The organism is Lactobacillus sp. WILCCON 0059 (genome assembly GCF_057197985.1).
In genome coordinates, this window is the sequence record NZ_JBUBHN010000001.1 from 1,386,458 (window position 1) to 1,408,052 (window position 21,595).

Annotated in this window: 16 protein-coding genes; 2 read left to right on the top strand and 14 right to left on the bottom strand. The window is 51.0% G+C overall.

Translation table 11 applies throughout. From position 1 onward, the window contains the following. Positions 1-7: 7 nt before the first annotated feature. The 10 genes from hslU to ACYVUT_RS06615 all read right to left on the bottom strand — a co-directional run bounded on the left by hslU (position 8) and on the right by ACYVUT_RS06615 (position 10,407). Positions 8-1,402 (bottom strand): ATP-dependent protease ATPase subunit HslU, encoded by a 1,395-nt coding sequence (hslU, locus tag ACYVUT_RS06570; RefSeq protein ID WP_484500379.1) that lies wholly within the window; start codon positions 1,400-1,402, stop codon positions 8-10. Positions 1,403-1,404: 2 nt separating this feature from the next. Continuing rightward, positions 1,405-1,938 carry an ATP-dependent protease subunit HslV gene (hslV, locus tag ACYVUT_RS06575; protein WP_003618695.1) on the bottom strand — a complete coding sequence of 178 codons (534 nt, stop codon included), beginning with the start codon at positions 1,936-1,938 and terminating at the stop codon, positions 1,405-1,407. 116 nt (positions 1,939-2,054) lie between these two features. Then, on the bottom strand, positions 2,055-2,942 hold the full coding sequence (xerC, locus tag ACYVUT_RS06580) for a tyrosine recombinase XerC (protein WP_484500380.1): 888 nt from the start codon (positions 2,940-2,942) through the stop codon (positions 2,055-2,057). Further along, positions 2,942-4,261 carry a methylenetetrahydrofolate--tRNA-(uracil(54)-C(5))-methyltransferase (FADH(2)-oxidizing) TrmFO gene (gene trmFO / locus ACYVUT_RS06585; RefSeq protein WP_439775511.1) on the bottom strand — a complete coding sequence of 440 codons (1,320 nt, stop codon included), beginning with the start codon at positions 4,259-4,261 and terminating at the stop codon, positions 2,942-2,944. The genes xerC and trmFO overlap by 1 nt, the downstream gene beginning before the upstream one ends. A gap of 137 nt (positions 4,262-4,398) precedes the next feature. Next, positions 4,399-6,573: a type I DNA topoisomerase gene (topA, locus tag ACYVUT_RS06590; RefSeq protein ID WP_439775510.1), complete on the bottom strand. Its 2,175-nt coding sequence runs from the start codon at positions 6,571-6,573 to the stop codon at positions 4,399-4,401. A gap of 126 nt (positions 6,574-6,699) precedes the next feature. Next, positions 6,700-7,539 (bottom strand): DNA-processing protein DprA, encoded by an 840-nt coding sequence (gene dprA / locus ACYVUT_RS06595; protein WP_484500381.1) that lies wholly within the window; start codon positions 7,537-7,539, stop codon positions 6,700-6,702. A 96-nt stretch (positions 7,540-7,635) separates the two neighbouring features. Then, positions 7,636-8,406, bottom strand: coding sequence for a ribonuclease HII (locus ACYVUT_RS06600; RefSeq protein WP_484500382.1), 771 nt, complete (start codon positions 8,404-8,406; stop codon positions 7,636-7,638). Then, on the bottom strand, positions 8,396-9,253 hold the full coding sequence (gene ylqF, locus ACYVUT_RS06605) for a ribosome biogenesis GTPase YlqF (protein WP_439775507.1): 858 nt from the start codon (positions 9,251-9,253) through the stop codon (positions 8,396-8,398). Before ylqF ends, ACYVUT_RS06600 begins: the two co-directional genes overlap by 11 nt. Positions 9,254-9,327: 74 nt before the next feature. Then, complete coding sequence (locus ACYVUT_RS06610; protein ID WP_484501721.1) at positions 9,328-9,558, bottom strand: YozE family protein; 231 nt, start codon at positions 9,556-9,558, stop codon at positions 9,328-9,330. A 3-nt stretch (positions 9,559-9,561) separates the two neighbouring features. After that, on the bottom strand, positions 9,562-10,407 hold the full coding sequence (locus ACYVUT_RS06615) for a DegV family protein (protein ID WP_439775505.1): 846 nt from the start codon (positions 10,405-10,407) through the stop codon (positions 9,562-9,564). Positions 10,408-10,542: 135 nt separating this feature from the next. On the opposite strand from ACYVUT_RS06615, the gene trhA reads away from it, so the two are divergent. Continuing rightward, positions 10,543-11,205: a PAQR family membrane homeostasis protein TrhA gene (gene trhA / locus ACYVUT_RS06620; RefSeq protein ID WP_484500383.1), complete on the top strand. Its 663-nt coding sequence runs from the start codon at positions 10,543-10,545 to the stop codon at positions 11,203-11,205. 25 nt (positions 11,206-11,230) lie between these two features. On the opposite strand, the gene ACYVUT_RS06625 is transcribed toward trhA, so the two are convergent. After that, positions 11,231-12,421: a CCA tRNA nucleotidyltransferase gene (locus ACYVUT_RS06625; RefSeq protein ID WP_484500384.1), complete on the bottom strand. Its 1,191-nt coding sequence runs from the start codon at positions 12,419-12,421 to the stop codon at positions 11,231-11,233. Positions 12,422-12,495: 74 nt separating this feature from the next. Between ACYVUT_RS06625 and ACYVUT_RS06630 the strand changes: the two genes are divergently transcribed. Further along, the gene (locus ACYVUT_RS06630; protein ID WP_439775489.1) at positions 12,496-13,395 is read left to right on the top strand and encodes a YitT family protein; all 900 of its coding nucleotides are present in this window, start codon (positions 12,496-12,498) and stop codon (positions 13,393-13,395) included. 34 nt (positions 13,396-13,429) lie between these two features. Here the strand turns inward: ACYVUT_RS06630 and ACYVUT_RS06635 are convergent, their stop codons facing one another. The 3 genes from ACYVUT_RS06635 to ACYVUT_RS06645 all read right to left on the bottom strand — a co-directional run bounded on the left by ACYVUT_RS06635 (position 13,430) and on the right by ACYVUT_RS06645 (position 21,261). Next, a complete protein-coding gene (locus ACYVUT_RS06635; protein WP_484501722.1) occupies positions 13,430-17,500 on the bottom strand; it encodes an EAL domain-containing protein in 4,071 nt (1,356 codons plus the stop codon). 255 nt (positions 17,501-17,755) lie between these two features. Next, complete coding sequence (locus ACYVUT_RS06640; protein ID WP_484500386.1) at positions 17,756-19,525, bottom strand: ABC transporter ATP-binding protein; 1,770 nt, start codon at positions 19,523-19,525, stop codon at positions 17,756-17,758. Further along, positions 19,522-21,261: an ABC transporter ATP-binding protein gene (locus tag ACYVUT_RS06645; protein ID WP_484500387.1), complete on the bottom strand. Its 1,740-nt coding sequence runs from the start codon at positions 21,259-21,261 to the stop codon at positions 19,522-19,524. The genes ACYVUT_RS06640 and ACYVUT_RS06645 overlap by 4 nt, the downstream gene beginning before the upstream one ends. Between the last annotated feature and the right edge of the window lie 334 nt (positions 21,262-21,595).

Below are 21,595 nucleotides of genomic sequence, written 5' to 3' on the forward strand. Positions count from 1 at the left end.
ACACTTATCACAGGATGAACTTGGTCAAGTCCTTATTCTTGACGATATCACTTAACTTCTGTTCAACATAGGCCTGGGTGATGGTAATTTGCCCCATTTCCATGTCCGGCCCTTCATAGAGAACTTCTTCCAGCAGCTTCTCCAAGATAGTGGCCAGACGGCGGGCACCAATGTTATCAGTCCCTTGGTTGACCTCAAAGGCGATTTCGGCAATCTTGTCGACTGCTTCTGCCGTAAAGACCAGGTCCACCCCGTCAGCCTTCAGCAAGGCAATGTACTGCTTCAAGAGGGAATTTTGCGGGTCCTTCAAGATTCTGACGAAGTCGTCCTTGGTCAAGGCATTCAGCTCAACTCTGATTGGGAAACGGCCCTGCAGTTCTGGAATGAGGTCGCTCGGCTTGCTTTCGGCAAAGGCCCCGGCCGCGATGAAGAGGATGTGGTCGGTTGACAGGGGACCGTACTTGGTGCTTACGGTTGAACCTTCAACGATCGGCAGGATGTCTCTTTGAACCCCTTCTCTTGAGACGCCGGCGGAGTTGCGCTTGTCAGCCGCGGTAATCTTGTCAATTTCGTCGATGAAGATGATCCCGCTTTGGCCGGCCCGGTCCATGGCCTTTTGGTAGATGTCATCATAGTTGACCAGCTTATGTTCTTCTTCTTGGACCAAAAGCTTTCTGGCCTGGCTGACCGGCAGGGTCCGCTTGACCTTCCGCTTAGGGAGCATGTCGCCCAGCATGCTGGACATGTCCATCCCCATCTGCCCCATCATGTCGCCCATTGGGTTGGCCTTAGGCGCTTGTTCGACTTCGATGGTGACTTCTTCGTTTTCCAGGAGCCCCCGGTCCAGCTTTTCAGCCACGCTGAGTCTTTGGTTTCTGATTTCGTCAGTGACTTCTTCAGTTTCTTCCGGCATCCCGCCGCCAGCCAGCAGGCTCTGCATCATTTCCTGCATCTGCTGCATCTGGTTTTGCCGGTTGTTTCTCTTCACGCCCGGCACCAGCAGGCGGACCAGGGTCTTGTTGGCCTGGCGGATGGCCTGGCCTTCAACCTTGGCGAACTCTTCTTTTTCCACGATCCGGACAGCTTCATTGGCCAGGTCCCGGACCATCGATTCCACATCCCGGCCCACGTAGCCGACTTCAGTGAACTTGGTAGCTTCAACCTTGACGAAAGGAGCGTCGACGATGTCCGCCAGGCGGCGGGCAATTTCGGTCTTGCCGACCCCAGTTGGCCCAGCCATCAAGATATTCTTTGGCGTAATGTCCTTTTGCACGTTTTCTGGCAGCTGGGCCCGGCGGTAGCGGTTGTACAGGGCAATAGCCACTGACTTCTTGGCTTCAGTTTGCCCGACAATGTACTTGTCCAGCAGCTCAACGATCTGCTTTGGCGTTTTCTCTCTCATCCCTATTTTTCCTCGATTTCATCCGTAACAATTTCGTGGTCGGTAAAGACATCGATGTCAGCAGCAATGTTGACCGCTTCCTTGGCGATTTCACTGGCCGTCATCCCGCTGGCGTGCCGCAGCATCCCCACGGCTGCCGCCTGAGCATAGTAGCCGCCAGAGCCGATCGCCACTACGCTTTCGTCTGGTTCAAGTACTTCCCCGTTCCCGGAGATCAAGAGCAGATCCTGGTCGTTAAAAGCAATTACCATGGCTTCCAATTTCTGCAAGGCCGGGTCTTTTCTCCAGGACTGGGCCATTTCCACCGCTGCCCGGCGCAAGTCGCCGCTGTAGCTTTCCAGCTTCCCTTCCAGCATTTCTTGCAGGCTGACGGCATCCGCCACCCCGCCGGCAAAGCCGATCACTACTTGGTCATGGTAAATACGGCGGATCTTCTTGGCCGTTGTCTTGGCAATAATGCTCTTGCCCAGGGTCACCTGGCCGTCACCGGCAATGGCCGTCTGGCCATTGTACTTCACTGAACAAATCGTTGTCATTTTTTCCTCCGTTTTTTGGCTTTTCTGTTTGTTTTCTTGTTTTCGTCATTTAAAATTCTTGCTGAAAAGCCAAAATGATTGACGCTTTCCAGCTATTTTCATAATAACACTTTTCCTCATTTTCGGGGAAAATGCTGGCGATATTCTGCCGTCAGCTGCTGCATGCTGACGTGGGTGTAAATCTGAGTCGTTGACAAGTCCTTATGGCCCAAAAGCTCCTGCACGCTCCTTAAATCCGCCCCGTTGTTGAGCATGGCGGTCGCGAAGCTATGGCGAAGTTCATGGGGATGGGCGCCGGCCGTCAGGCCGGCTTTTTGAAAGATCTGCTGGACGACTTTGGCTACCCCCCGGCTTGAGATTGGCTTGCCGCGGCTATTTAAAAAAACTGCCCCAGTATCTGCCTCATTTTTCAATAAACTTGGCCGGGCAGCTTGCAGATAATCTTCCAGGTACTTTTTGCTCTCCTGGTCAAAAAAGACATAGCGGTCCTTGTTGCCCTTGCCGTGCACTAAAATCATGCCGTTTTCCAGGTCAAGCTGGCTGATTTTCAAATCCGTCAGCTCGCTCAGCCGCATCCCGGTCGCGTAAAAAAGAGCCAGGATTGCCCGGTTGCGGACTGTTAACGGTTTGCCATCATTTAACGTCTTGATGACTTGGCCAACTTCATCCTGGTAGAAAAATTCAGGCAGCTTTTTCTTCCCCCGCCTAAGCTGAATAACCACGGTCGGGTCAGCCTTAACCAGGCCCCGCTTGGTCAAAAAGCGGTAAAAAGATTTAAGACTGGACAATTTCCGGGACAAGGTGCTGGAAGCCAGCTTTTGCCCAAGCGCCTGCAGGTAAATTTCCAGGTCCCGGCGGGAAATTTTATCCCAGCCGGGAAAGCCCCCATTTTCCTGCCAGAATTTTTCAGCCGCCGCCATGTCCTTTTGGTAGGCCAGAATGGTTTTAGGGCTGTAAGAGCGCTCATTTTTCAAGTAAGAAAGAAACTGCTCTTCAAGGGTCATTAGTCAGCCAGCTTCTCTGCCTTAAAGGCGGCCAGGTCTGCCAGGCCCCGCTCGCTGATCTTTTCGTGGCGCTCGCGCTTGTTTCTGATCTTCTTGCCTTCCAGACCCGGGATCAAGGCAAAGCTGGCGTTCATCGGCTGGAAGTGCTTGGCGTCAGTGGTCGTAATGTAGTGGGCCATGGAGCCAAGAGCCGTCGTTACCGGGAATTCAACCGTGTCCTTGCCCAATGCTTCTCTGGCCGCGTTGATTCCGGCCACCAGGCCGCTGCCGGCACTTTCCACGTAGCCTTCCACCCCGGTCATCTGGCCGGCAAAGAAGAGGCCCGGCTGCTTTTTAGCTTCGTAGCTGGCCTTCAACACTTCCGGGCTGGCCATGTAAGTATTCCGGTGCATCTTGCCATAACGGACGAAGCGGGCATTTTCCAAGCCCGGAATCATTTGGAAGACCCGCTTTTGTTCCCCATACTTGAGGTGGGTCTGGAAGCCCACGATGTTGTACATGGAGGCAGCGGCATTGTCTTGGCGGAGCTGGACGACCGCGTAAGGGGTCTTGCCGTCCTTCGGGTTCTCCAGACCAACAGGCTTTAAAGGACCAAAGAGCATGGTCTTGGCCCCCCGGGCAGCCATGACTTCAATCGGCATGCAGCCTTCAAAGACTTCACTGTTCTCAAAGCCGTGCATTTCTGCCGTTTCCGCGTGAACCAGGGCGTTAGCAAAGCGGTCGTATTCTTCCTTGGTCATCGGGCAGTTGAGGTAGGCGGCTTCGCCCCGGTCATACCGGCTCTTCTTGTAGACGATGTCCATGTCGATGGAGTCAGCCGCGATGATTGGGGCTGCCGCGTCAAAGAAGTGGAGGCTGTCTGTCCCTTCAAAATCCTGGATCTTTTCAGCCAAAGCATCGCTGGTCAATGGTCCAGTCGCGATAATAGTGATGCCTTCAGTTGGCAGGTCGGTGATTTCTTCATCATGAATAGTCACTTCCGGCAGGCTGGTCAGTTTGTCAGTCACGTATTTGGAGAAAAGCTCCCGGTCAACTGCCAGGGCCCCGCCAGCTGGAACCTGGCAGGCATCAGCGGCTTGCATGATCAGGGAGTCCATCTGCCGCATTTCTTCTTTCAAAAGGCCAACAGCGTTTGAGAGCTGGTTGGACCGCATGGAGTTGGTGCAAACCAATTCCGCGAAATTGCCGCTTTCATGGGCCGGGGTCATTTTCTTTGGCCGCATTTCATACAAGTCGACCTTAATCCCTCTTTTAGCCAGCTGCCAAGCTGCTTCGCTGCCGGCCAGACCGGCGCCGATTACCGTAACTTTTTCTGTCATTTGTTTCAATCCTTCGCTTAAAAATTATCTACTTGCTATTTTACCGAAAAAGCTCTTCCCTGCCTATTCGCACGCTCTATATAAAAATGCCACCAAGGAATTGGTGACATTTCTGCTTATCTATTGGCTTGTTCTGCTTATTCGGCTTCTTCGCCTTGTTCTTCTCTAGGTTCTTCCTTGTAGTCGCCGTTCGGGCAGAGAACGACAATGCCGTCCTTGCGCTTCTTTTCAACCAGGAAGTGGCCGTCGTTCGGGCAAACCCGGCTGATCGGCTTGTCCCATGAGACAAAGTCGCAGTCTGGATAGCGGGAGCAGCCATAGAATTTCCGGCCCCGCTTGGACTTCTTCTCCAATACTTCCCCTTTCCCGCACTTCGGGCAGGTAACGCCGACCTTCTTGACGATGGTCTGGGTGTGGCGGCAGTCCGGGAAGCGGGAGCAACCGTAGAACTTGCCATAGCGGCCCATCTTGACCAGCATCGGCGCCCCGCAGATCTCGCAGTCAAAGCCAGCTGGCTGGTCCTTGATCTGGATCTTCTGGATCTCGCTGTCCGCCTTCTCCAGTTCCTTGGAGAATGGCTTGTAGTACTGGTCAACCACGCTGACCCAGTCCTTCTTGCCTTCTTCGACTTCGTCGAGTTCATCTTCCAGCTTGGCCGTGTAGTCAACACTGGTGATGTCCGGGAAGAACTGTTCAACCAGGCCGTCAACGATCTCGCCCAGTTCAGTTGGCACGATCGCCCGCCCTTCCAGCTTGACATAGTTCCGGGACTGGATGTTCTGGATGGTCGGCGCGTAAGTTGACGGCCGCCCAACCCCGTTTTCTTCCAGAGCCCGGACCAGGCTGGCTTCAGTATAGCGGGCCGGTGGCTGGGTAAAGTGCTGCTTGTTGTCTGACTTGGTCAGCTTGACCTCGTCACCTTCTTCAAGTGCCGGCAAGGCCACGTTCTTTTCGCTTCTGTTGTCGTAGACCTTAGTGTAGCCGGCGAACTTCATGACTGACCCGCTGGCTCTGAAGGTCACCCCGTTTTGGGTCAAGTCGTAGCGGACAGTGTCAAAGACGGCTGGAGTCATTTCACTGGCCACAAAGCGGCTCCAAATCAGGGTATAGAGGCGGAGTTCATCCTTGGTCAAAACCTTTTCCAGGGACTTCGGCGTCCGGTAGACGCTGGTCGGCCGGACGGCTTCGTGGGCGTCTTGGGCGTCACCCTGGTTCTTGAAATGGCGCTCTTTCTTAACCGCGAAGTCGCTGCCGTATTCCTCGTCGATAAACTTGGCTGCTTCCTGGCGGGCAACCGGTGAGATCCGCTTGGAGTCAGTTCTCATGTAGGTGATCAAACCGACCGTGCCTTCCTTGCCCAGGGAGATCCCTTCATACAGGTGCTGGGCAATGTTCATGGTCTTTGAGGTCCGGAAATTCAAGCGCCGGTTGGCTTCCTGCTGCATGGTGGAAGTCGTAAAAGGCGCGGCTGGCTGCCGGCGGACTTCTCTTTTGACTACCTTGCTGACCGTAAATGGCTGCTTCTTGTCAAACTTGGCCAGCAGCTTCTGGACGGCCTCGTTATTAGGCAATTCCGTCTTCTTGCCGTCTTCGCCGTAAAAGGACGCTTGGAATTTGTCCTTGCCCTTGGCGAATTCGGCCTCAATCGTCCAGTATTCAACTGGCTTAAAGGCCTTGATCTCCTTTTCCCGGTCGATGACTAGCTTCAAGGCAACTGACTGAACGCGTCCGGCTGACAGGCCCTTCTTGACCTTGGACCAGAGAATCGGCGATAAAGAGTAGCCGACTAAACGGTCCAGGACCCGGCGGGCTTGCTGGGCGTTAACCGTGTCCATGTCGATGGTCCGGGCGTGGTTAAAGGCATCCTTGACCGCGTCCTTGGTAACTTCGTTGAAGGTTACCCGGTTGGCTTCTTTTTCGTCCAAACCTAAAACATGGGCCACGTGCCAGGCAATAGCTTCCCCTTCCCGGTCAGGGTCGGAAGCCAGGTAGACTTTATTGGCCTTCTTGGCTTCAGACTTCAGTTCCTTGATGGTGTCACCCTTGCCCCGGATGGAGATGTATTTTGGCTGGTAGTCATGGTCAATGTCGACCCCCATCTGGGACTTTGGCAAGTCCCGGATGTGTCCTTTAGAGGCGATCACGTGATACTTCCGGCCCAGGTACTTCTCAATAGTGTGGGCCTTGGCTGGAGATTCCACGATGACCAGGTCTTTTTTCACCTTGCTCTTTTTCCGCTTCGGGCTGCTCTTCTTGGCAGCCGTGGTCTTTTTACTGCTCTTGCTCTTGTCTTCTTTTGCTGTAGCAGGCATCAAATGCCCCTTTCACTAAAATTGAAATTAAATCTTCTTCAATATAGAAATAATTTCCGGAATTGTCAACCAAAAGAAAATTAACTTAAGGGAGCAGACAGGCAATTTTTACTTGAATTTAATCTTTCACAGGTTGATTTCCTTGTCGATGACCGGGGTCGCCCCGGCTGAAATCAGCTGATTGGTGCCCGCCGACAAGGGGCTGGTGATGGCGCCTGGAACAGCAAAGACATTTCTGTTTTCCTGCAGGGCCAGATTTGCCGTAATTAAAGATCCTGAATGGGCTTTGGCTTCGGTCACGATCACGTTCTTGCAAATCCCGGCCAAAATCCGGTTGCGCTCTGGAAAGCGGAAGGGCCTTGGCGGCGTGTCGGGCAGGTATTCGCTAAGCAGGAGGCCCCGGGAAGCGATTTGCTGCTGCAGGATAGTATTTTCCCGGGGGTAAAAATAATTTAGTCCGTTAGCCACGACCGCGATGGTCTTGCCGCCAAAATTCAAGGCATTCTGGTGGGCTATGGCATCAACGCCTTTAGCCAGGCCACTGGCAATCACCTGCTTTTTCTTCAGCAAAACAGGCATGAGGTTCTCAATCACCCTGCCGGAATACGGGCTGGGCGTTCTTGAACCCACGATCACCGTCACCTCTTTTTCCAGCAAAGACAAGTCCCCTTTAGCAAAAAGCAGAATCGGCGGCCGATAAATTTCTCTTAGACGTACCGGATAAGCATCGTCAAAGAAACTGATTATTTTGAAATTCTTTTGTAAGTTTTCAATGGCACTTTCGTAGCGATCGCTTAAAAAGGCCCCCTCCACCCGGTAGAGGATTTCATCTGGTAGTTCCAGGCAGTTCAGCCATTCATGGTCCACGTCCTCATCCGGGGGCATCTGCTGCATGACCTGCAATATCTTCAGATAGCTGAGGCCCTTTTGCAGCTTTAGGCGCAGTAAGAATTCGGTTTTGTTCATCTTTTTCCCTCCACTTACTATTACGCCAAAAAGACCATTTTTTCCTTTATCTCTGCAAAATTTTCGGCTTTTTTGCCTAAAAGAAAAAAGGCTGAACTAGTCAGCCTTTTTAAGTCCCACCATCTCGCTCACCGGACTGAAGGTCAGGCGGTGAATCGGGGTTGGACCGTATTTTCTTAATGCTTCCAGGTGATCCTTGGTTCCATAACCGGCATTATGGTCAAAGGCATAGTCTGGATAAAGACGGGCGTAATCGTCCATCAAGGAGTCTCTGAAGACCTTGGCCACGATTGACGCCGCGGCAATTGAGTTGGACTTGGCATCCCCCTTGATCAATTCTACTTGCGGCAAGTCCACCGGGACATTCATGGCGTCGACCAAAAGAGCATCTGGCCTTGTGCTCAAAGCTTCCACGGCCTGCTTCATGGCCTGGCGGTCAGCCTCGTAAATATTGATCTGGTCGATCACCTTGTTGTCCATGACCCCGACGCCCACGGCAATCGCCTGCTCCAGGATCTTGGGATAAAGGGCCAGGCGCTTTTGCGGGCTCAGCTTCTTTGAGTCATTGACTTCCAATAAGGAAAAATCTTCCGGCAAGACCACGGCTGCAGCCACTACCGGTCCAGCCAAGGGTCCCCGGCCGACTTCATCGACCCCGGCCACCAGCTGCCCCTTTGCCCAAAAGTCTTTTTCATAGGAAAAGCGGGCCAAAAAAGCCTCTTTCTGCTTAGCCAGCTTTTCCTGCCGGCGCTGGTAACTTTCCAGCAGCTTCTGAACCCCTTTGCGGTCATCTTTGGCTAACTCCGCCAAGATGGCAGGCGCGACTGAATCTGCTTGCAGCAGGTCTTTAATTTCATTAATTTTCATTATTCGCACTTGGCCGGTCCAGGCTGATCCGGCCCAGCTTGCCCTTTCTTAACCGCTGTAGCATAAAGAGAGAGAAGCGGTCATAGTCATCCCGCATCCCGTTGTTTTGGGTCATGGCCAAAAGCAGGTCGGTATCCCCAATATTTTCCAGCTTGTCCTTAGTGCAGTTGGCGAACTTGGCCAGGTAGGCCGGGTAGTACTGGCGCAGTTGCTTGATGACGAAAAGAGCCACGTCGTCAGCGTGGAAAATCGTGTCCTTGATCGCCCCAAAAGCAGCCAGCTTATAGCCCACGTCCTGGTCTTCAAATTTCGGCCAGAGAATCCCTGGCGTGTCCAGAATCTGAATGCCGTAAGGGGTCTTCAGCCAGGCCTGGCCCTTGGTTACCCCTGGCCGGTCCCCGGTGATAGCGACGTTGCGGCCAACCAGGCGATTGATGATGGTGGACTTGCCGCAGTTTGGCACGCCAACTAAGCAGATGCGGATGATCGGGTTGGAGGCCCCTCTCTCTTCCAGTTTCTTAACCTTTTCACTGGCTGCCTTCTTGATCAGAGTAATCAGAGCCTGCATGTTGGTGTTGTGCTGGGCGTCCATGGCCATGACCAAGGTGCGCGGCCCCTGCAATTTCTTTTGCCAGAGCTTGGTCATCACCGGGTCAGCCAGGTCGGCCTTGTTCAAAATAATCAAGTGGGGCTTGTCGCCAACCAGGTCACTGATCATCGGGTTTCTGGAAGCGCTGGGAATCCGCGCGTCCAAAACTTCGACAACAACGTCAATCAAGTTTAATTTTTCTTCCAGTTGATTCCTGGCCTTGTTCATGTGGCCTGGATACCATTGAATTTTAGTCATTTTTCCTCCCAATAACAGCAGAAAAGGAAGCCTGGGCTCCCTTTCGTGCTTTTCATTGAATCCTAAAAATACTACTAATACTGCATTTTCTCTTCGTAAGCCTGGTAAGCATCGTCAAAAATCGTCATGCTGGGCAGGTAGGCGGCATTTTCTTCCAAGTATTCTGACAATTTGGTCCGGTCCTGTTCCTGTCTGGGGAAGGTCGAGTCAAACTGGGCATTATTGGCAAACTGAGCCAGGTCGCTATTTGATTCCGGATCGCGCAGAGTCATCAGAAACTGGTAAAAACTTTGTCGGTATGCCATATATTACTCCGTGTAAAACATGACCGCGTAGGCCTCATGGCCAGCGTGGGTGATGATGATCGGGCTGGTTTCCTGGACCAGGATCTCCAGGCCCGGGTTGACTTCCTTGAAGCGCTGGGCAAGTTCTTCCATCTTGTCTCTGGTGTCAACGTAAGAGATGCCGACGTACTTGACCTTGTCGCCCAGTTCTTTTAATTGGTCGACCAGCATGTCGTCGAACTTCTTGATGAACTTCTTGCCCCGGCCCCGGTAAGGAACGTTTAAGCTGCCTTCCTTCATGGTCAGGCCGACATGGAAGTTCAATGCTGAAACCACCCGGCCGGCCCACTTGCCTAAGCGGCCGCCAGCCAGAATGTTCTGCAGGTTGGGCACCATCATTTCCAGGTACATGTTCTTGCCGATCTGGTCCAGGTGGGCCAGGATTTCATCCATTTCCTTGCCCGCTTCCGCGTCCTTGGCCGCCTCAATGCAGTAGTAGCCTTGCGAGCGGTCAGTGTAGCCGCAGTCGATGACCGTGATCTTGCCAGCTACCATTTCCGCTGCCTGGCGGGCGGAGTCAACCGTCCCGGACAGGGTCTTGGCCATGAAAATTCCCAAAACCTCACTGCCGTCAGCCGTCAGTTCTTCCATTCTTTCCACGAACAAGCCGACCGGGGGCTGACTGGTCTTGGGCAGTTTTTCCGCCTCATCCATTTTTTGGATAAAGTTGGCCCGGGTAATGTCAACGCCATCCGTGTAGGTATGTCCGTCGATCGTCACCGACAGGGGCACCACCGTAATACCGTATTTTTCAATTTCTTCCGGACTCAGCTGTACTGAGGAATCCGTCATGATCTTGATCTTAGACAATTTAACTGACCTCAATTTCCAAATTATCCTATCAGCTTCTCTGTTGTGATAGAATTAGACTTAATACAGAGTTTAGTATAGCAAATTTTCGGCTAAAAATTATAATTAATTGATCAAAACTGAAAGGTACTTTATATGGCTTTTAATCCTTGGCAACCGGCTGAAGACCGGCCCAAATCTTACTATATCATTGACAATGTGCTCTCAGCCGTCGTGCACGGGATTGGCTTTGGCCTCTCAATCGCTGGCCTGGTCGTTTTAGTAATCCGGGCCGCCCACACCCACAGCGCCCTAAGAGTGACCACATTTGCCATCTACGGCTCCTGCATGATTCTGCTTTACCTCTTCTCAACCCTCTACCACAGCCTGGTCTTTACCAAGGCAAACAAGGTCTTCCAGATCTTTGACCACTCCTCGATCTTTATCGCCATTGCCGGCTCCTATACCCCTTATACCCTGGTCACCATCGGCGGGGCAAAGGGCTGGGTCATGTTCGGCATTATCTGGGCCTTGACGGTCTTTGGGATCCTCTATTATATCTTTAACCAAGGCAAGCATGTGATCGGCGACACCATCCTTTATATCGCCATGGGCTGGATGGTGATTCTGGCAGGCAGCCAGCTTTATTACAGCCTGGGGCCAACCGGCTTTTGGCTCTTAGTCTGGGGAGGCATTGCTTATACCTTCGGCTGCCTCTTCTTTTCTATGCGGGGCTTGCCTTACAGCCATGTTATCTGGCACCTCTTCGTTCTGCTGGGCTCCATCTTGATCTTCTTCTCAGTCTTGTTTTATGTCTAAAAAAGGCGCTGGTCACCAGCGCCTTTTAGATTGCCAAAAATTCCGCGATTGCTTCTGGGTTGTTTTCCACCTGGCCGCTGACTACTCCCTCAAGAGCCTTACGCAAGAGCTGGCCCAGTTCGGGTGAAGGCTTAACGCCCTCTTTAATTAGCCACTGGCCGTCAATGGCCAACTTCCCCGCCTCCTTGATTGGCAGACGGTTATACCGGTCTAAAAGGACCTGGGTAGGCAGTGGCTGACCCAGGAGGCTGGCCAGCTTTAAAGCCGCCTCCAGGTTCTCCTGGCCAATTTCAAAAAGGTCAAAGTCGCTTACTTTCCCCCGGCACAAAAGGTCAAAAGCAGCCACGATCTGCCTGGTCCGCTGGTTCATGGCATTGGAGTTCTTCCAAGCCCGCATGAAAGCTGAGATCTGATCAGCCGGCAGGTTGATTAAAACGGCGATCAAACTCCAAAAAACTGCTTCGTCGTCTGGGCCCGCCTTAAGATCAGTGAAGACGGAGAGCTGGTCTTTTTTCCCCGCCAGGCCCGGGCATTCTTCGCTCAAGCCCGTTGCCAAAAAGTCCTGGAAGGCCCGGCGGCTGTCCTTGCCCAGAGCCAGCTTGACAAACTCCTCTCTGATTCTTTCCACGGAAATCTTGCTTAAAAGCTCGTGGTTGTCAATAATTGCCTGCCTGGTCTTTTCTTCCAGGCTGAACGAAAGCTGGCTCATGAAACGGACTGCCCGCATCATCCGCAAGGCATCCTCGTGGAAACGTTCTTCCGCCACTCCGACCGCCTTGATAACGTGGCGCTTTAAGTCGCCCAGACCGTCAAAAAGATCAATAATCTCCCCTTGCCGGTTCATGGCCAAAGCATTGATGGTAAAGTCCCGCCGCTTTAGGTCCTCATCCAGGTTCTGCACGAAGGTGACCTTGTCCGGCCGGCGGAAGTCCTGGTAGCCGGATTCGGTTCTAAAAGTCGTGATTTCGTAGCTGGAGCCTCCATAAAGGATGGTCACGGTTCCGTGCTGGATGCCAGTGTCAATGCTTTTGGCAAAAGTCTCCTTGACCTCTTCCGGATAAGCACTGGTCGCGATGTCCACGTCATGAATCGGCCGCTCTAAGAGCAGGTCGCGGACGCAGCCGCCGACGAAATAGGCTTCAAAACCAGCTTCTTCCAACTTTTCCAGGACCGGCATGGCCTGGGTAAAAACTTCAGTTATACGAGTATTAGTCATCTTCTTCTCCACCTTGACTGTTTTTTGCTAAAATTGATTACGCATGGGGAATTATAAAAGAAAGGAGTATCGAAATGAACAAGCCAAAATTCAAATGGACCACTAGTGACACGATCGATATCCTGATGATTGCCCTGGGCTCAGCCATCTACGCCTTCAGCGTGGACATGGTGTCGATTCCCAACAAGCTGGCTGACGGGGGGCTATCGGGTTTCACCTTGATTATCCGCCACTTCTGGGGCATCAACCCTGGTATCAGCACCTTCATCATCAACATTCCCTTGATCTTTTTAGGCTTTAAGTATATGGGCAGGCGGGCCATGATTTATACCGTCTGGGGAACCCTCTGCCTGTCTTTCTTCTTGAGCGCGTGGACCCTGCAGTCTATTATAGACCAAGTTCCCCTCCATCACGACCCCTTCCTGGCCACGGTCACGGCCGGATGCTTGTCGGGACTGGGATTAGGCCTGGTCTTCCGCTTTAACGGCACGACTGGGGGCAGTGATATTATCGCCCGGGTTTTGCAGGAAAAATATGCTATCACCCCCAGCAAGGGCCTTCTGGCTTTGGACTTTTTAGCCCTGGCCTGCTCTTTGTCCTACCTGGACTTTTTCCACGTTGGCTACACAATGGTGTCTTGCTTTATTCTCTCCAAGGTCATGGCCTTGGTAACTGAAGGCGGGACCCGGGCCAAGGGGGTCTTCATCATTTCCCAAAACTACAAGAATATCGCCAAACTGATCGACTTGAAACTGGAACGCGGCTTTACCTACATCAATGCTGAAGGCGGATATTCAAGCGATCCCCGCCACATGATCTACCTGGTCCTGTCGCCAAGGGAAATCCCGGAATTAAAGAAAATCGTCAAGCAAGAAGACCCCAAAGCCTTCATCACTTTCTTTGACGTCAACGAAGCTCTGGGCGAAGGCTTCAGTTACAAGACCAAACAATCCAGCTTATTTATCAGAAAGTAAAAGGAGTCACGCATGTGACTCCTTTTTTCATACATTAATCGTCTTTTCCAATCCGCTCTGCTGCTGTCCGCAGCTTTTTGGCAAATACTGGAGCCAAATGCTTGAGCAAGCGAACCGGGTCGATCTGGCCCTTGACATAAGCATTGCTGAGCATCAAGTAAGCTATCGTTTTGCCAAGCTCATTCTTCACGGGCACAAGCAGCAGCTGGTCAATAGCGTACTTATCCAAAAATTCTTCCTGTTCACTGAAATCAGCCTGCTTCTGGGCAAATTCCTTGACATCAGGAATCAGCAGATAATCCTTCCTTTGCAGCAAGTCGCTGAAAGGCTTCAAGAAGCGGTTGCTGATGTTTTCGAGCCTGTCTTCAACCGGCTGGGCATAAGGAGCTGTCCATTCGTAGTTAATTGAGAAGCTGTCAGTTCCGATTTCCAAAAGCACCGCGTGCGAAGCCTGAGTCACGTCACCAATTTCCTGCAAGGCATTCTGGATTGCTCTGAAGTACTTGCGGTCATCCAGAAGCTGCTGGTTAGCTTCAAAGAACTCAGCATCAGTTGCCACGATCCGCTTGATTTCTGCACTGTCTCTATCATCCACAGCAAAGACTGTCACCACGCAGTTTGGCACGGTTGACGCCTTGCTGTAGTAGCTGACCCAGCTGCGCAGGGCCCGGCAATAGCACTGGCCGCTTACGGCATAGCCCTTTAAGGCCTTCAAGCTGCTTGTCATCCACTCTTCTTCACCGGAGACATAATCAAGATAACGTTCACCAAACAGCTGCCCCTTATTGACGCCAACTAGCTCACAATAGCGCTCATTGGTAAAGATGTTGATAGTATCAATTACTTTGTCGCCGTGGGCGCTAAGCAGTGGCTTGTTGACCACCATTGGCAAAGGAAGGTCCAAGTATTCGTCAAAGACCTGGAAATCGACTGGATTGACCGTCTGGCTTTGGCTGCGGCGGTTAGCCAGGTTGATTGCCTCCTGGCCATTAGCAACTTCACTGGCTTGGGCCAGGCCGGCAATTGGCTTCAACTTGCAATCAAAGCCACCGATATTCCAGACTCCTTTTAATTCTTTGAGCAGCTGATCGACTTCTGTCTGCATTTCTTCTTTGGCCAAGAAGTTGCTGATGATGATGAAAGACGCATCCTTAACCCGGGCCAAAATAGCACTCTTGCTTGCCTGCTGGCTGATCAGCTTGGCACACTTTTCAATCAAAAGCTGGCAAAAACGTTGACCATATTTCATCTGCAAGTTGCTATAATTGCTGATTTCCAACCAGCAGACGGTATAACTCTGCTTATCGTGCTTCCAAGCCGTATCAAACTGGGCTAGTTCTGGCACCAGGCTGGAGGCATCGAGGAAGTTGGCCAGGTAGTCAAAGCCCCTGCTCTCCAGTGGCTTGTGGCTTTCGGTCTTTTTCAAGTTGACGTCGTCAAAGTAGCCGACCAGACCGATCACCTTGCCGTCTTCAAAAACTGGAAACTTCGAAGCAACGATTTGATGAAGAGCACCTTTGACTATCGCCGTGGTTTTGGCATTTACGGCAGGCTGGCCCGTCTGCAGGACCTCCAACTCATCGTCTCTGAAAGGCTTATTGTTGACGTGCCAGCCGATTTGATCATCCGTCTTGCCCAGCAGCTCACTTTGGCTCTTGAAGCCGTAGAAGTCCAAGAAAGCCTGGCTGACGCCAACAAAGCGTCTTTGCGCGTCCTTCCAGAAGATTTTCAGATTACTTTCTTTGATAATCGTCTTCCAGACCTGGTTTTCCACGTCGCCAAAAGCATTATCCAAGCTTTGGTGCTGATTTTTCATGATGTTTTTCAGCAAACCTTCACGTTGGCTTTCTTCAATTTGGGTGTCGATCTTGACCAAGAGGATGTATTGCTGGTTCTGGTAGCTGATCACCGTATAATCGGCCCAGGCATAGTCGCCGTTTTTAATTTGAGTACGCAAGCTGGTCGTGAACCATTTGTTGTCCAGATTGTCCAGCCGGTCCTGCAAACTTTGATAATCCAGCAGGTTGCGCCATTTGGCCAGGTCATCATGCATCACGCATCTTAAGCCATAATCATAGCGGAAGCTCTGAATGCCGTTGCGCTGGATCCCCGTCTTTTCCCCCGGCAAATCGCTGGCGATTACGTCCCAGCTGTCTTTGGCAAAATCAAGCAAGTAGATCCGGTTGTAAATTGGCAAAATGTTCTTTAAAGAAGAATTCAAGGCAAATTCCCGGTCGCCAACCTCGCCAATCGTCCCATCAATGCGCATTTCCATCAGACAGACATTGTGCCCTTCAACAACTGGCAAAAGAGATATCTGGGAATAGCGGTTGTCATAGATAAAGGTCTTGGCAACCTTCTGATGCTGGACGACTGCCATTTCTGCAATCTTCATCAACCAGTCTTGGTCAATCTTATTCTTGCCCAGGAGCTCCTTAAAAGCCTGATTTTCAAAAAAGATCCGGCACTCCTGGCCATCATAAGCGCAGAGCGTGATTGGCTGGGGTACCATCACGTCAATGAGGCCCAGCTTGCTGTACATCTTGGCTTCTTCTGGATTCTCAAAGGAAAGCTTCTTGAAGGCCAGACTGGCTTCCAGCTCCTTCATTGGTTGAGGTTTTCCGTAGTAAAAGCCTTGAATCCGCTCGCAGCCGATACTCTTTAAGAAAGCAACCTGCTCTTCAGTTTCCACCCCTTCCGTCAAAGTATGGATTTTCAAAGACTTGGCCATGGCCACGGCTTTAGAGACGATCTTTTTAGACCGGTCATTAAAATCGCGCATAAAGGCCATATCGATCTTAATTTCGTTAAAGTCAAAATCCTTTAAGGCATTCAAAGAGGAATAGCCACTGCCGAAATCGTCCATCCAGACTTCAAAATTCAGCTGGTGGAAGCGGTCAATCGCCTCAACAATGTCGTGCTGGCTTTGCATTACGGCAGTTTCAGTGATTTCGATGCAGAGCAGCTGATGATTGATCTGGTAATGATCTGCCACTTGGGAAATTTCTTGCACCGGATCAATCACAGTAAAGTCAGACCGGGAAATGTTAATCGAAACTGGAACCACATCCTGGCCATTTTGAAAACGGTCGGCCAGCATTTTAGCCACGTAGTTCAAGACGAACAAGTCCAGCTTGTAGGACAGGTTAGCCCCTTCCAAAACAGGTACGAAGACACCTGGAGAGATCATCCCATATTTAGGGTCAATCCACCGGCTCAAAGCCTCCAAATTGCAGACCTTGTCTGTCAAAGTCCGGATGACAGGCTGGAAGTAAACTTGAACCCAGCCTTTCTCCAGGGCCTCATCAATGTGGTTTAAGATGTATTCCTGCAGGCGGTGTCTTTGGTCCAGTTTTTCATCATAGTAGACGATTCCAGATTTATAAGGGTCTTCCAAAGATTCGCAAGCCACCCGGGCCTGGTTGCAGGCACTGTCAAAATCGCTCTTGGCCAGATCCAGGTTGGCCACTCCAACCCGGACTTCCCGCCGGCTTCTGATCCGGTCAACCAATTCCTTCAGCCTGTCTTCCAGGCCATATTCCTCGCAGTAGGCATAAAAGCGGTCTTCCCCCGACCGGGTGCAGGCCTGGTCGCCAAAACTCTCCTTGATGCAGTCAGCGACAAAACGAAGCAGGTCATCGCCTTGTTTAAAGCCATACTGGTTGTTGTAGTCCTTCATCCCCACCAAGTCAAAAGAGATAAGGGAAACGTGCTTGCCTTGCTTGATCATTTCTTTTGTCCGGGTCTGGCCAACTTCCTGGAAAGAGCGCAAATCCAGCAAGCCAGTCAAAAGGTCCCGGTTGATGTTGATCGGAGTGATGTAGCACAGACGCAGATCAAAACCAGCGGCTTCTGCCTTGCGGATTTCCAAATTAAGCAAATGCTCTTGACCCACGCGATCCTCAACGCTAAGGTGCTCTATCACCGCATTGTCACTGTCAAGCACAGCTCCCGCGTGATCCGGCTCTTGTTCTTTCAAAGGCGGCAGCAATTTTTCCTGGGCAAATATTGCAAATTGAGGCAAGTCTTCGCAGGCAAACAGGTCCAGCAGCTTTTTATTGGCATAGACAATTTCCATTTGTCTGTCTTTGACTTCCAAAACCATAAAGGGCTCTCGAATATAAGTAAAAGACTTTCGCAAGAAATTTGTCAGATTATCTTTCTCAATCATTTTACCAGCTTCTATCTAAGCAATTTACGTAATAAGATATGTTCACAAGCTAATTATACTAAATTCCTCAATACTTTTTGGGGAAATCATAATTGTTTAACAATTTTTTGTAAAACAAAAAACACGATAACACCTGTCTTAGCACAGAAAAAACCGCTCTCAATCCCGAGAGCGGTAATTTTTTCATTATTATGCCAATTTGGCAAACTGGCTGTAGTATAGTTGACTGTAAAAGCCGCCCTTGGCCAACAGGTCATCGTGTTTGCCTCGTTCAATAATCTGCCCGTCCTTCATGACTAAGATCAAGTCAGCATTAACGATCGTCGACAAGCGGTGGGCGACAATAAAGCTGGTCCGGCCCTGCATCAATTTATCAAAGGCTGCTTGAATCAGCATTTCAGTTCTAGTATCAATTGAACTGGTTGCTTCATCCAAAATCAGCATTGGCGGATCCAGCAGCATGACTCTGGTGATGCAGAGCAGCTGCTTTTGCCCGGCACTCAGGCTGTCAGCGGAAAGAGGCGTATCAAGCCCTTGCGGCAGGCGGCGGATAAAGCCCCAGCTGTGGGCTTCTTTAGCTGCCTCGATAATTTCCTCATCCGTGGCATCTTCCTTGCCGTAAGCCAGATTGTCCCGGACAGTCCCCTCTTCCAGCCAGGTATCCTGCAAGACCATGCCAAAATTGCGTCTTAAGGCATGGCGGGACATATCCTTGATGTTGGTATCGCCTAAATAGATTCCGCCAGAATCAACATCATAAAAACGCATGAGGAGGTTAATAGTGGTCGTCTTCCCGCAGCCAGTCGGCCCAACCAGGGCAACCCGCATCCCCGGCTTGGCAGTCAAGTTGAAGTCGCGGATCAAAGGCTTGTCTTTTTGGTAGGAGAAGTTCACGTGATCAAAGACAACTGAAGCCGTTTTGACCTCACCCAGATTTTCATCGGATTTATTTAAGTCAACCGGGTCAACTTCCGCCTCTTCATTGATCAGTTCAAAGACCCGACCGGCACAGGCTGCAGCATTTTGCAGCTCTGTAATGACTGAGCTGATGTCGTTAAAAGGCTTCATATACTGGTTGGAGTAGTTAAGCAAAACGCTAAGGCCCCCAACGGTCAAGCGCCCGCCCATGATGGCAAAAGCGCCCACCAAGGCAACCAGGGCATAGATCAGGGAATTGATGAAGCGGGTTGCCGGGTTGGTCAAACTGGAATAAAAGGTCGCCTGCTGGCTGTATTCTTGCAGGCGGTGGTTGATTTCAGCGAAGCGGCTTGAGGCAGTTTTTTCATAGCCAAAAGCCTTGACCACCTTAACCCCATTGACCATTTCCTCAATCAAGCTGGTCTGCTCGCCTCTGGTCTGGCTCTGCTTTCTGAACATTTGGTAAGACCGGCTGGCAATAAAGCGGGCCACGATGAAGCTCAAAGGAGTTAGGACTAAAACCAGGAGGGTAATTTCCACCGACTGGCTGAACATGAAGACCAAGGTGGCCACAATGGTGATCAACCCGGTAAAAAGCTGGGAAAAGCCCAAGAGAAGACCATCAGAGAGCTGGTCAGTGTCCGCGATGATTCTGGAGACGATGTCCCCACTTGGGTGCTGGTCTAAATATGACAGAGGCAAAAGCTGCAGTTGCCGAATGGCCTTTTCCCGGATGTCCTGGACAGTCCGGTAAGTCAGTTTATTGTTGATAAGGCCCATCAGCCAGGTAGCAGCTGCTGAGACCAGAACCAAAAGCAAGATCTGGACCAAATCCTGGCCAATAGCCGGAAAGTCAACTCTGCCCTGGCCAACGATTTGGTCAATGGCCCGGCCAAAAATGATCGGCACATAAAGCTGGAGGATAACGGAAACTGCCGCTAATATGATGCTGATGACCAAGAGGAGCCGGTAGCGGCCGATGATTGGCAGCAGCTGCTTCATTGCCTGCCAGCTGTCCATTTTTTTGTCTTGCTTCTTCACAGCGTTTCCTCCTTGTTTTGATTATTCTTCTCCTCAGGGAACTGGGAGTAGTAGATTTCCTGGTAGACCTGGCAATTGGCCAGAAGCTCTTCGTGCTTGCCGCTGGCCACCAGGTTGCCATCATCCAAGACCAGAATCTGGTCAGCCTGCATGATGCTGGAAGCCCGCTGGGAAACCAGGATTTTGGTCACGTCCTTTAAGCTGGCCAGAGCCTGCCGCAGGCGCGCTCCCGTCGCCAGGTCCAGGGCGCTGTCGCTGTCATCCAGGATCAATAAGGGAGCCTGCTTGACCAGGGCCCGGGCGATCGTTAAGCGCTGTTTTTGCCCGCCGGACAGGTTGCGTCCTTCCTGCTCCAGTTTAAAGTCCAGCTGGCCGGGCTTAGCCAAGACGACCTCCTTAGCCTGGGCTAATTCCAAAGCCTGCCACAGATCATCGTCACTGGCTTTAGGATTGCCCATGAGCAAGTTGTCCCGGATGCTGCCGGCAAAAAGCTGGGCCTTTTGCGGCACAAGCGCGTACTGGTTCAGCAGTTCCTCTTTGGTCAAATCTTTTAAAGAAGTACCGCCCAGCTTAATTTCCCCTTCCCCGCAGTCATAAAAACGGGTGAGCAGCTGCAAGAGGGTGCTCTTCCCGCTGCCCGTACCTCCGATAATGCCGACGGTTGAAGCTGGCTTAATTGTAAAAGTCAAGCCGGCGACGGCTGGCGCGGCAGCTTCCGGGTATGTGAAGGATACGTTCTTAAAGTCGACCTGACTGTTTTTGACCTTAGGCCCTTCTTCTGGATAGGTCAAGCCATTTTCCGTGGCCAGGACCTGGCCAACCCGGTCCCCGCAGGCCCAGGCCCGGTTGATAGTGATAATCAGGCTGGCCAGCTTGATCAGTTCCACGATCATCTGGGCCAGATAGTTGTAAAGAGCCACTACTTGCCCCTGCGCCATGGAGCCGGTATTTACCTGAACAGCGCCAACTTGAATCAAGACGATAGCCGCGATGTTGATCATGACATAGGTTACCGGGTTCATGGCGGCTGACAGACGGCCGACAAACTCGTTCAGCTTGGTCATGGCTGAGACCTTTTCATCAAATTTGGCCACGGCTGATCTTTCTTTTCTAAAGGCCCGGATAACCCGGACCCCGGCCAGGTTTTCATTGCTTAGGCGGGTAATTTCATCCAGCCGCTTTTGTACCTTCCGGTAAAGGGGGATGCTGATCAGCATAATGCCAAAAACGACCAGGGCCAAAAGCGGAATCGCCACGGCAAAGATCAAAGCTGCTTTAAAGTTGACCGTAAAAGCCGCGATCATTGAGCCGAAAACGATAAAGGGACTTCGCAATAAGAGCCGCAGGGCCATGTTAAAGCCGGTCTGCACCTGGTTGATATCGCTAGTTAAGCGGGTGATCAAGGTGCTGGGCGGCAGCTGGTCCAGGTTGGCAAAACTGAAGTTTTCGACCTTGTCAAAAGTCACCTGCCGCAGTTGGCTGGCAATGCCGACACTGGCCTTTGCCGCGAACCACTGGGCCGTAATGCTGGCGCTGATGCCCAAAATTGCCAATATTACCAAAAGACCGGTCTGCTGGAAAACATAAGCCCGGTTTCCTTCTTTAATCCCATAGTCGATAATTCTGGCCACAACCAGGGGAACGAACAGGTCAAAAAGAGCTTCCAGCAGCTTGAACAGCGGAGCCAGAATACTCTCTTTTTTAAAGTCTTTGAGATAGCTAAAGACGTATTTCATATGCCACTTCCTTAAATTCTTTGATACTTCAAGATTCTATCATACTTTATTCTTATTAAAATTGACAATGGGATTTTTCTAAAATTATTTCTAAGTCTATCATTTTTCCAGCTTTCCCACTTGATTTTTTCTTTGATTAGCAATAAAGTTTAGTCATAATATCAAGCAAAATCACTTTTTAATAGCAAATATCTCTATTTCTATTTTCTGGCAGCGCTTTTTAGCCGCAAAAATTAGAAATTGTTAGAGAAAAATTGCTTTTTTTAAAAGTTTCGATTTTTTTAATAACAAGTGTTTTTATTTCTTGTGGAATTGATATATTATTATATCAGAA